10 protein-coding genes are annotated in these 12,370 nt (G+C 31.2%); 8 read left to right on the forward strand and 2 right to left on the reverse strand.

The window, feature by feature from the left end; translation table 11 throughout:
- Positions 1-53: 53 nt before the first annotated feature.
- The 8 genes from HALO113_RS00380 (at position 54) to mptB (ending at position 9,222) form a co-directional block, all read left to right on the forward strand.
- A complete protein-coding gene (locus HALO113_RS00380) occupies positions 54-914 on the forward strand; it encodes an anti-sigma factor (RefSeq protein WP_159777130.1) in 861 nt (286 codons plus the stop codon).
- 117 nt (positions 915-1,031) lie between these two features.
- Positions 1,032-1,949, forward strand: coding sequence for a hypothetical protein (locus HALO113_RS00385; RefSeq protein ID WP_159777131.1), 918 nt, complete (start codon positions 1,032-1,034; stop codon positions 1,947-1,949).
- A 68-nt stretch (positions 1,950-2,017) separates the two neighbouring features.
- Positions 2,018-3,316: an NAD(P)/FAD-dependent oxidoreductase gene (locus HALO113_RS00390; RefSeq protein WP_159777132.1), complete on the forward strand. Its 1,299-nt coding sequence runs from the start codon at positions 2,018-2,020 to the stop codon at positions 3,314-3,316.
- Positions 3,313-5,172: a 4Fe-4S dicluster domain-containing protein gene (locus HALO113_RS00395; protein WP_236554554.1), complete on the forward strand. Its 1,860-nt coding sequence runs from the start codon at positions 3,313-3,315 to the stop codon at positions 5,170-5,172. The genes HALO113_RS00390 and HALO113_RS00395 overlap by 4 nt, the downstream gene beginning before the upstream one ends.
- A gap of 117 nt (positions 5,173-5,289) precedes the next feature.
- The gene (locus HALO113_RS00400; protein WP_159777133.1) at positions 5,290-5,694 is read left to right on the forward strand and encodes a toxin-antitoxin system YwqK family antitoxin; all 405 of its coding nucleotides are present in this window, start codon (positions 5,290-5,292) and stop codon (positions 5,692-5,694) included.
- Entirely contained in the window at positions 5,691-6,389 is a 699-nt protein-coding gene (locus HALO113_RS00405) for a glycosyltransferase family 2 protein (protein ID WP_159777134.1), read from the forward strand. Before HALO113_RS00400 ends, HALO113_RS00405 begins: the two co-directional genes overlap by 4 nt.
- Positions 6,389-7,873: a cellulose synthase family protein gene (locus tag HALO113_RS00410; RefSeq protein WP_159777135.1), complete on the forward strand. Its 1,485-nt coding sequence runs from the start codon at positions 6,389-6,391 to the stop codon at positions 7,871-7,873. Before HALO113_RS00405 ends, HALO113_RS00410 begins: the two co-directional genes overlap by 1 nt.
- Positions 7,874-7,875: 2 nt before the next feature.
- A complete protein-coding gene (gene mptB, locus HALO113_RS00415) occupies positions 7,876-9,222 on the forward strand; it encodes a polyprenol phosphomannose-dependent alpha 1,6 mannosyltransferase MptB (protein ID WP_236554555.1) in 1,347 nt (448 codons plus the stop codon).
- A 10-nt stretch (positions 9,223-9,232) separates the two neighbouring features.
- On the opposite strand, the gene murF is transcribed toward mptB, so the two are convergent.
- Both murF and gldJ read right to left on the reverse strand, forming a co-directional pair.
- On the reverse strand, positions 9,233-10,513 hold the full coding sequence (gene murF / locus HALO113_RS00420) for a UDP-N-acetylmuramoyl-tripeptide--D-alanyl-D-alanine ligase (RefSeq protein WP_159777136.1): 1,281 nt from the start codon (positions 10,511-10,513) through the stop codon (positions 9,233-9,235).
- Between the two features lie 66 nt (positions 10,514-10,579).
- A complete protein-coding gene (gene gldJ, locus HALO113_RS00425; protein ID WP_159777137.1) occupies positions 10,580-12,277 on the reverse strand; it encodes a gliding motility lipoprotein GldJ in 1,698 nt (565 codons plus the stop codon).
- Positions 12,278-12,370 lie beyond the last annotated feature (93 nt).

A 12,370-nucleotide genomic window follows, 5' to 3' on the forward strand; every position in this document is an offset into this window, starting at 1 on the left:
TAATGAGAAATTTGTTTTTATGAATAACAGACAATAAACTTTTAAAAAATGCTATGAAAAAACTTTTTTTACCTTTTATTGCCATGTGTGTTTTTATAAACTCATGCAATAACGATGATTCAGTAACAACTCAACCTGAATTAAAATTGAATTTAAACGGACTTGAAAATCTGGGAGCCAATTACAAGTATGAAGGTTGGTTAATAGTGAATGGAAATCCCATCTCAACCGGAGTTTTTACTGTTGATGATAATGGAGTGCTTTCAAAGACAACTTTTGATGTAGATGCAACTAATTTGTCTACGGCTACAAAATTTGTATTAACTATTGAACCCACTACTGATCCAAATTCAGCTCCATCAGACTCCAAATACTTAGTGGCTGATTTTTTAGGCAATACTGCAATAGTCTCAACAGGTATTATTGGAGATTTTAGTATGGCTTCTGGAAAGTATTTTTTAGCAACTCCTACAAATGGGAATGCTAATCCAGAATCAGGTATTTGGTTTTTGGATGATTCTAGTGGGTCAGCAATGACAGGATTAAACTTACCTACATTAGGAGCGGGATGGAAATATGAAGGATGGGTAGTAAGTAATGGAATGCCTCTCAGTACTGGTAGGTTTTCCAACCCAAATGGTTCTGATGAAGCAGCACCTTATTCAGGAACAATGATGGCTCCACCATTTCCTGGTGAAGATTTTTTGATGAATGCGCCAACAGGGCTTACTTTTCCAGGTAACTTAAGTGGAGCTACAACCGTAATTTCTATTGAACCGGAACCAGATAATTCACCAATGCCTTTTACTTTGAAACCTTTATCTGGAAATATTGCTAATCCTGCTCAAACAGGTGTTACTTTACCAATGGTTAGAAGTTTAATTTCGTTTCCCAGTGGTTCTGTAACAAGGTAATTAGCTAACTCTAAATTTTAGTTTTTTTTTACGAAAGGGAATTTATTTCCCTTTTGTTTTACTACTCATTTGTTGTCTCTTACCCATGGAGAGATTATTAACTAATATTATTTTATTATGACGAAAAATGTCTTTATACTTGGTTTTATTTTGGTATTTAATACCTTGTTTTTATTTGCACAAGAAAAAGAGGAACTATTCGAAGGAACGTCCAATATTCAAAATTATACACCTTCAAAATTGTTAGAAAAAGGCAAATGGGACCTCAAATGGTTTAACAATTTGTATACGCAAACCAGAACGAATGCTAATGGAGAAAATATAGATGTACCTCGTTCCAATTTCTTTACAACATCATTAGAAGTTTTTACTGGAATCAGTGAAACTAAAAAATGGAATGCAGGAGTAATTATAGAACTACGTTCTAACTCATTTGGCGGTCAAAGCACAACAAGTGTTTTTAATTTTAATAATGAGTTAGGGAAATCTAGAACAGGTATTGGTCACATTGCACCCTCAGTTAAAATTGCTCCTTTTGAAATTTTGCCAAGATTTTCGATACAAAGTTCTTTTTACATCCCTGTGTTTGATAAAGAAACGAACGAAAATGGTTATTTAGCTCAAAAGAGTTTTATTTGGCAAAATCGATTCTTTTATGATTATACTTTTCCTGGGGAGAAGTTTCAATTGTTTTCAGAGTTAGGCACACGTTTATTTCTAGGTAAAAAAAATAAAAATAATGATGGGTCTTTTAATCCCAATGGTGGTTTTGCCAACACAAGTTTAGAAGTAGCTCCAGGTGTTTTCTTAAGCTATTTTCCTACTTCTAAGTTTACCGTTTTAAGTTATGTGCAACACGCCCAATTAATCGATTTAGGAAACGAATTTTCTCAAAATTATACCGCTTTGGGTACTGGAACCAAATATCAGTTATCTGAAGTGCTAAATATTGAATTATTATATTCTAAATTCGTTAGAGGGTACGAAAGTGGTCTTGGGCAATCTTTTAATATGGGTTTAAGAGCTATTTTTTAAATAAAAGTAAGATTTCTAACTTTAATTAGTATCTTAATAGTCTATTTTTACCCAGTTAAATTTTTGATATGGAACACATCGTCATAATTGGAAATGGAATTTCTGGTGTTACGCTAGCAAGGCATATTCGTAAAAAATCAGACAAAAGGATTACTATAATTTCTGAAGAATCAGAATATTTTTTCTCTAGAACAGCTTTAATGTATGTTTACATGGGACACATGAAATTTGAGCATACGCAACCTTATGAAGCTAATTTTTGGAAAAAGAACAGGATTGAACTATTGTTTAAAAAAGTAGTCCAAGTACTGCCTGAAGAAAATAGTTTGCGATTAGATGATGGTACCCATTTTAAATATGATCGTTTAGTCATTGCTACGGGTTCAAAACCAAACAAGTTTGGTTGGCCAGGTCAAGATGCTACAGGAGTATTAGGATTGTATCACAAACAAGACTTAGAGAAATTAGAATCTTTATCTAAAGATGCAACAGGAGCTGTGATAGTTGGTGGAGGATTAATAGGTATAGAATTAGCGGAAATGCTAGTTTCTCGAAAAATACCCGTTACTTTTTTAGTTAGAGAATCTCATTTTTGGGGTAGTGTTTTGCCAGAAGATGAAGCAAAATTAATAGGAAGGCATATTAATGAACATCATATTGATTTGCGATTAGCTACTAATTTAAAAGAAATTGTTGTTGATGAAAAGGGAAGAGCAAAAGCTGTAATTACAGAAGATGGGAAAGAAATACCTTGTAATATAGTAGGCCTAACCGTTGGAGTATCTCCTAATATTGATTTTCTAAAAGATTCAGGTATAGTAACCAATAAAGGGGTGTTGGTAAATCGTTATTTGGAAACAAACTACCCGAATGTCTATGCTATTGGAGATTGTGCTGAGCAAAGAGAAGCTATTGGTTATAGAAGACCAGTGGAAGCGGTTTGGTATACTGGAAGAATGATGGGAGAAGTATTGGCACAGACTATTTGTGGGAATAAAATGACATATAATCCTGGACATTGGTTTAACTCGGCTAAATTTTTGGATATTGAATATCAAACGTATGGTTGGGTTTGGGCTAAACCAAAGGAATATGAACAACATTTATATTGGGAACACCCATCTGGTAAAAAAGCCGTAAGAATTGCGTATCATAAAGAAACACAAGCTTTTTTAGGCATAAATACATTTGGGATTCGAATGCGACATGAATTTTTTGATGCCATTTTAACCGCTCAAAAAAGTGTTACTTATGTAATTGAGAATTTAAAGCAAGCCAATTTTGATCCTGAATTTTATAAGCATTACGAGAAAGATATCGCGCTTCAATTTAAAACTGAATTATCCACTTTAAAAGCCGTCTCATGAAAATATTGAAAACACTACGATTATTAGGATTAGTTGTCTTTATAGCTTCGGTACTTATTTTTATAGGGACATTATTCATTGGTGGATATGCTTTAACAGAAAAAACAATAGAGACTGTTTTTTCAAGTAAAACGGACTATGTAACTACCACTTTAAAAGATGTTGCTAAAGAAAAAGGAATTTTAAATAAGGAAATGGGCAACGCTTTTGTTTTTACAAACGAAATAGAATCATTATTAGAAAACTATAATACTCAAGTTACTACTGCTATAGCAAAAGAAAAAGGATTGTCTGAAGAGGAAATAAATCAGATTTTTAAACAAAGTATTCAAGATGATACTGTAGTCTATTCTAAAGAAATTTTACAAAATGTATTTCCAAATGATGCTGCGAAAGTGAAATTAGTAGATGAAGCAACAAATTGGATGTATGTTGGTACTAAAAAATATGAAAAGGCAGCCGATTTTAAAAATGATTTTACTTCTAAAATTTCTGATATTAATAGAAATAATGCACAAGAATATTTAATTTATCCAAATAAATACACCAAGTTTGACTTAGTGAAAGCTTCGATTGTAGGACCTTTGCAAGAAAATAACACTTTGTATTTGTTTTTAACGTTCGGTTTGGGAATAATTGGTGCCTTAATGTTTATTCTTACGGGTTTATTTTTAGAACCTATTCCAGGAATAAAAAATAATGGGATTTATCTTTCAGAAGCCACTAACAGAGGATGGGTTGCATTATTTGTATTTGCTTTTTTAGTTTCTTTTTATATTTTGTTGTATTTCTATCCCTTTTATATTGTTAATTGGACTCGTATTGTAGATCCTTTAAAAGGTGTTTTTATAAAAGGAGCTAGTGCATCACAATGGTTTCTTTATGGAATTTTATACTGTGTTTCAATGATTGTTATGGGGGTACGAATGTTTATCAAATACAGACATAATGCGTATCAAATTGTACGAACAGCTAGTGTTTTATTTTTCCAAATCATTTTTGCATTTCTATTAGTTGAAATATTGCCATTATTTGATCTACCAGGGGTCGATTTGAAAAATGCATGGCCTTTAGATTATAATTTTGTTACCGATTGGAACGTGAAGCAACATTTAGAAGCCGGTCATTTAGGGAAATTTATGTTGGTTTGGGGTGTTGTTTTAAGTTTGATTGTGGTTCCAGTCATGGTTTATTTGTATGGAAAAAGATGGTATTGCTCTTGGGTTTGTGGCTGTGGTGGATTGGCAGAAACTTTAGGAGATCCTTATAGACAACTTTCGGATAAACGATTAATAGCTTGGAAAATTGAGCGATGGACCATTTATCCCATTTTAGTTTTTGCTGTTATAATGACACTAGTGGTAGGTTACAATACCTATAATATTGTTTACAATCCTTCCAATGTTGGTGATAGTACTTTATTTGGGATTAATGCTTATAAAATTAATGAAATATATGGTTTTTTAATAGGATCTATTTTTGCGGGTGTAATTGGTACAGGTTTTTATCCCATTTTAGGAAATCGTTCTTGGTGTCGTTTTGGGTGTCCCTTAGCGGCTTACATGGGAATTATTCAACGTTTTAAATCAAGATTTAGAATTACTACAAATGGAGGTCAATGTATTTCATGTGGTAACTGTTCTACCTATTGTGAACAAGGAATTGATGTAAGGGCGTATGCGCAGAAGGGAGAAAATATAGTAAGAGCTTCTTGTGTAGGTTGTGGTGTTTGTGCAGCTGTTTGCCCACGTGGCGTTTTGAAATTAGAGAATAGTACAGAGAAAGGTAGAATTAACCCAAATGAAATTTTATTAGGTAATGATTTGGATTTAATGGATTTGGTAAATCAAAAGTAATTTTCAAAACCAAGAGTGCTTTTTTGACGTATATATGTATAAATACTTCAGTTTTTGAATGTAATTCATGAATTTGTGAGTAAAATAGAAATCGTACGAACTTTAAATTATAAACTTATGAAAAAACAACTATTAGTATTTCTTTTTTTCTTATCTATGTCTTTTGTTTTCAGTCAAAAATCATATGTTAAAAATTATTATGATAATGGTCTTTTAAAAGAAGAAGGTTGGTTAGAAGGAAATCTAAAAGTGGATTATTGGTTTTTTTATAATGCGAATGGTACTAAAAAAGAAGAAGGTCATTATCTAAATAATCAAAGAGTGAAATGGTGGATATTTTATGATGGTAAAGGGAAAATTCTTAAGAAAAGTGAATTTGAAAATAATAAATTGAATGGATTAACTATAGTGTATGATAAAAATAAAATAATACGAGCCGAAGAATATACGATGAATAAAAAAACCAACCAATGGGAAAGTGTTGAAGCTTTCAAGAAAGATAATCCGTTTTTGTTTTTATGATAGCACCTTTAGTTAAAGTGATAATTCCTGCCTACAATGAAGAAAAGGCAATTGTACATGTTATTCATGAAATTCCTGATCTAGTTTCTGAGATAATTGTAGTAGATAATAATTCTTCTGACGACACTTCAACTGTAGCTAAAGCTGCGGGTGCAACTGTCCTTTTTGAACCTAGAAAAGGGTATGGTTATGCCTGTTTAAAAGGGATGGAGTACCTTGAAAAGCAAGCTGAAAAGCCAAATGTCATTGTTTTTTTAGATGGAGACTATTCTGATTATCCTGAAGAAATGGTGCAAATTGTAGCTCCTATTATTGAAAGGAATGTTGATTTTGTCATTGGCGCAAGAGTGAAACAATTAAGAGAAAAAGGAGCAATGACCCCTCAACAAATTTTTGGTAATGCATTGGCTACTTTTTTAATGAAGCTTTTTTTTAAAGCCAAGTTTACTGATTTGGGTCCCTTTAGGGCTATTAAATATGAAAAATTGATAGCTTTGCAAATGAAGGACAAGACGTATGGCTGGACGGTTGAAATGCAGCTAAAAGTACTAAAACAAAAAATGGCTTATATTGAAATCCCAGTTCGTTATAAAAACAGGATTGGTGTTTCAAAAGTTTCTGGAACCGTAAAGGGAACCATCATGGCTGGAATAAAAATTATAGGTTGGATTCTAAAATATAGTTTGAAAAAATAATGACATACTTACTACTTTCTTATATTATCTTGTTTTTTTACAGCTTGGCCATAGTTTTGATTTTCTTCTATAGTTTAGCCCAATTTAATTTATTACTCAATTATTTAAAGAGTAAGAAAAACTGTATTAACAGAGAAAAATTCGATTTTAATAATCCTTCTGAAATTCCATTTGTTACCATTCAACTTCCTATTTTTAACGAGAAATATGTTGTAGAACGCTTATTGCTCACCGTTTCGCAATTGGATTATCCAAAAGACAAATTTGAGATACAAGTATTAGACGATTCTATTGATGATTCTGTTTTGGAAACGCAAAATATTATTTCAAAAATTGCTCAAAAAGGAATACAGATTCAACATATTAGAAGGGCAGATAGAGTGGGTTTTAAAGCGGGAGCATTGAGAGAAGGGTTAAAGATTGCAAAAGGCGATTTTATTGTTATTTTCGATGCAGATTTTGTACCAAAGAAAGATTGGTTATTACAGACCATACCGTATTTTAAAGATGATAATGTAGGTGTTGTTCAAACTAGATGGGCACATATAAATAGAGATTTTTCGATATTGACTAAAATACAAGCTTTTGCTCTTGATGCTCATTTTACATTGGAACAAGTAGGACGTAATTCAAAAGGACACTTTATAAATTTCAATGGAACAGCTGGAGTTTGGAGAAAAACCTGTATTATAGATGCAGGAAATTGGGAGAGTGATACCTTAACTGAAGATTTGGATTTAAGTTATCGTGCTCAATTAAAAAAATGGAAGTTTGTTTATTTGGAAGATATTGAAACGCCCGCAGAACTTCCTGCGGTATTGAGTGCCGCCCGTTCACAGCAGTTTCGATGGAATAAAGGTGGCGCGGAAAATTTTAAAAAGATGTCAAAAAAAGTACTGGAAGCACATCATGTAAAACCAAAGACTAAATTTCATGGTTTGTTACATCTTTTGAACAGTTCGATGTTTTTGTGCATTTTTGCAATGGCAGTTTTAAGTGTACCTGCTTTATATATAAAAAATGAATTTCCTCAATTAAAAACGCTATTTAATGTCGCTGCTTTTTTTGTAATTACTTCCATCATCTTTTTTATTTGTTATTGGTTTACCTATAAAAAAATTAATGGAGGTGGAGTGTCGAATTTTTTAAGGTACATTAGTATGTTCTTTACATTTTACACCATTGCCATGGGGTTTTCATTTCAAAATTCTATAGCGGTTTTAGAAGGATTATTTGGTAAGAAGAGTGAATTTGTAAGAACACCAAAATTTAATATTGAAGCTTTGAAAGAAAAGTGGAAAGAAAATATTTATATTTCTCGCAAAGTTTCTAAGAATACTATTGTGGAAGGTGTTTTAGTGTTGTATTTTTTATTTGGGATTTACAGTGCCTACCATTTAAATGATTTTGGTTTGCTTCCATTTCATTTAATGTTATTAATTGGTTATAGTTATGTATTTGTTAAATCTTTTAAATCCACTTAATTTTGAGCCTAACGGATAAGAGATATGCAGTTTGGTTTGCTGTAGTTTTGTCCTTTTTAGCTTATGGATGTTTAGGTTATTTGGTGCCCAGAGATAATTTTGCACTACTAATTGGATGCTATGCTATAGCTTTTATTTCTTTTTACTATTTATATAATACTTCAAATATATCTGAAAAGGAATTATTTGGTTATGGAATTTCTTTTAGAATAATACTCCTTTTTTGTTTGCCTTTTTGGTCTCAGGATTTTTACCGTTTTATTTGGGATGGAAGAATCTTGCTTTCAGGTGTTAGTCCTTATGAGTTCAGACCCGATGATATAATTTCTAATGTGTCAATCTTTCAATCTCAAGAATTATATCAAAAGATGGGAAGTTTAAGTACGTCTCATTTTTCAAATTATCCACCACTAAACCAATTCTTATTTTCAATTGTAGCTTTTCTTTCTCCAAAATCCATCTTCTTTTCCGCTTTTTTTTTAAAAGTATTTATTCTTTTTTCCGACATTGGAATTTATTATTTTGGAAAAAAATTATTGCAATTGCTTTTTATAAAAACTAAGAGAGTTTTTCTATATTTTTTAAATCCTTTAGTGATACTTGAATTAGCGGGAAACACCCATTTTGAAGGAGTAATGTTGTTTTTTTTAATTCTTGGGCTGTATTACTTTTTTTTAAATAGGTGGCTTTTGGCTGCTTTTTGTATTGCTCTGTCAATATCTGTTAAACTATTACCTCTGTTGTTATTGCCGTTTGTTTATCATAAATTAGGATTTAAAAAAAGTTTTTTCTTTTGTTTAATTGTAATATTATTTAATATTTTGTTCTTTTTGCCATTTTTAACAAATAGCCTTATTCAAAATTATTCTGAAACTATTGCTTTATGGTTTGTTAATTTTGAATTTAATGCTAGTTTTTATTATTTTTTTAGGGAGATAGGATATTGGATTAAAGGATATAATACGATAGGTATTATTGGAAAGATAACACCTGTTTTTACCATTATAATGATATTGTTTTTTGCTTTAGTAAAAGAAAATAGAAACTCGTATTCTTTTTTTATCAACAGTTTGTTTGCTTTAACTTGCTATTTTTTAATATCAACAACAGTTCATCCTTGGTATGTAATTAATTTAATAATACTTTCTTTATTTACTAAATATAGATTTGCTATTGTTTGGAGTTTTACTATTATATTGAGTTATTTTGCATATAGTCAAACTCCTTTTCAAGAAAATATGATACTTATTTTCTTGGAGTATGTTATTGTACTTGGTTTTTTATATTATGAATTTTTTAAAAATAATAAGAATAAAACACTAAAGCTGGCAAATAATATTCTCGTCTAAATTAAAATAGTTATAGTAATTCTAATGTTCTTTCCAATGCCATGCCTCTTGATCCTTTAATTAATAAAAGTGCATCTACAGGTGGGTTTTTAATGAAACCATCTGAAAAACTCTCAAATGTGTCAAAAAAATATAGATTGTCTTGTTTTATTTTATTGTTAAAAAAATCTTTACCGATAAAATAACAAACTATATTGTCATTGTTTTTAAATAATGAAATTATTTTTTCATGTTCAATTTGGCTTTCTTTACCTAGTTCAAACATATCCCCTAATACAATTATCTTATTATTATGATTAAGCTGTTTGAAATTTTCAATAGCCACATTCATACTGCTTGGATTAGCATTATAAGCATCTAAAATGATTTCGTTACTGCCCTTTTGTATGATTTGAGATCTGTTATTTGAAGGAATATATTCTTCGATTGCATTTTTTATTTTTTCGGTTTCTACAGAAAAATAATTACCAATTGTTATTGCAGCACTGATATTATTTGCGTTGTAAACACCTATTAAATGGGAAACAATGGTCATGCCCTGATAGCTCATCTGAACCATGGGATTAGCTTTAATATCTGTTATAGCTACATCGCTTTTTTTGTTAGTAGAGAAAGTATAACGGTTTATATTTTTTGTTTTTTCTTCCTGTAAAGAATCGTTTAAGTTTACAAAAACGGTTTTACCTTTTTTTTCTAAAAATTGATATAATTCACTTTTGCCTTCAATAACTCCTTCAATACCTCCAAAGCCTTCTAAGTGTGCTTTTCCAAAATTGGTAATATATCCAAAATCTGGTTCTGCTATTTCACATAAAAAGGCTATTTCTTTTTTGTGATTCGCGCCCATTTCTACTATTCCTATTTCGGTTTTATTTGTAAATGACAATAGTGTAAGTGGAACACCTATATGATTGTTTAGGTTGCCTAAAGTGGCTGTGGTTTGGTATTTTTTTGATAAAACGGTGTTGATGAGCTCTTTTGTGGTTGTTTTGCCATTACTTCCTGTTAATGCAATTATTTTGGTTTGAAGTTTTCTTCTATGGTAATTTGCTAATTTTTGTAGTGTCTCTAAAGTGTTATCTACTAAAATAGTTTTTCCTTCAATTTGATAATTTGGATTGTCTATTATGGCATATTTAGCGCCTTTTTTGAGGGCTTCTTCAGCAAAGATATTTGCATCAAATTTTTCGCCTTTCAAAGCTATAAAAAGATCGTCTTTTTCGATTTTTCTGGTGTCTATTGTAACCTTGTTACAATTTAAATATTTCTGGTATATTTTGTCAATAATCATAAAACGAAGATACTAAAAAAGCCCATTTTTTAAAAAAAATGGGCTTTAAATATGAAAATTATTTTTTTAGAATTTTGGATTACCTCTTGGTGATTTTTTATTAGATTTTGGACCTACTTTTGACATTGCATTTCTAAATCCGATATAATCTGTAGCCATATCTTGAGGGAAATATCTTCTAGAAGCAGGATCTAACCAATATGCTCTGTCTCTCCAAGATCCTCCTTTGTAAACTCTTACTTCATTGTTTACTAGTGTAGTTCTTTTATCAGACTTGTCGTATTTTTTATTTAATTGACCAGTTGCACTATCAACAGCAATTGAATGTTTAGGCGATTCATACATTCTTTTTGTGTCATCCGTTTCACCTTCTTCATCAGAACCAAAGTCAAAGTATCTTGTAGAAGGTTTATCACCATCTCTATAATCTCTGTTGTCAGATGTAGAGAAATTTTGTCTTAAATATGTTTCATTTTCATCTACAGGTACTTGAGCAATTTGTCCAGGGAAGTTTCTTGCCAATATTTTTCCATTGCTTAATGTGTCATATTTCACATTTTCAGAAGTAACAACTTCTACAATACCATCTTCACCTATTTTGTTTTTCATGTAAACATTACCTCTGTAGTAGTTAAAGTCATTAGCTTCATCATCTACCATAGGTCTGTAAACATCAGCTACCCATTCAGCTACGTTACCTGCCATGTCATATAAACCGAAGTCGTTAGCTGGATAACTTTTAACTTTATTAGTAATATCTGCACCGTCATCACTCCAACCAGCAACACCACCATAGTCACCTCTGCCTTGTTTGAAATTAGCTAATTGATCACCTCTTTGTTGTCTTTTACCAGATCTAGTATATTGACCATCCCAAGGATATTTCTTTTGACCTTTATATATGTTGAATTCTCTAATTCCTACTAATGAACTTGCAGCATATTCCCATTCTGCCTCAGTTGGTAATCTGTATTCTGGTAAAATTAAACCAGAATTTATTTGTGCATAAACGTTTTTAGCAGTATCAGCAACTTCTCTTCTGCCGCCGTTCATTTCTCTTTTTAGTAAAATATCTTCATTTCCACCATATGTCTTTGTTGGTGCAGCAAGATAAGTTTCAGTACTAAAAGTTGATTCTGCCGTTACATCAGATCCTAATTTTACTTTCGAATCTTTTTTCAAATAGCCATTTTTCTCTAACATGTTTTCGTTTACACGATCAGTTCTCCATTTGCTAAATTCAACAGCTTGAATCCAATTTACTCCTACAACAGGATATTCAGCATAAGCTGGATGTCTTAAATAGTTGTTAGTCATTGTTTCGTTGTATCCTAAACGGTTTCTCCAAACTAATGTGTCAGGAATTGCACCTGTATAAATATTTTTATAATTTTCTTCTGTAGGAGGAAAAACGGTTTTTAACCAAAATAAATACTCTGTGTACATTAAATTAGTTACTTCAGTTTCGTCCATATAAAAAGACTGAATATGTTGCTGACTAGGAGAGTTGTTCCAGTCATGCATTACGTCGTCTTGAACTTTACCCATTGTAAAAGTACCACCTTCAATAGGAACCATTCCAGGAGGTGTTTCTTGTTTTGTAAACTTAGAATTGTGCTGAAATCCACCGTTTTTATCGTTGATTTTCCATCCGGTAGCCCTTGATGCACCTTTTGTGCTAGAACTTTTGCTACAGCTGCTCAAACCAATTGTTATTGATAAAATCAATAACGCCTTCATAGTCATAATTTGCTTAATTTTCATACTCTAGTAGGTAATAAATTTAGTGTCGCAAGATAGTAATTATGTGTTAATTTGCAACATGATTTTAAAAAAATATAAAAAAAAATTAATTTT

The sequence above is a fragment of the Flavobacterium sp. 9AF genome (genome assembly GCF_902506265.1).
Classification (GTDB): Bacteria; Bacteroidota; Bacteroidia; order Flavobacteriales; family Flavobacteriaceae; genus Flavobacterium.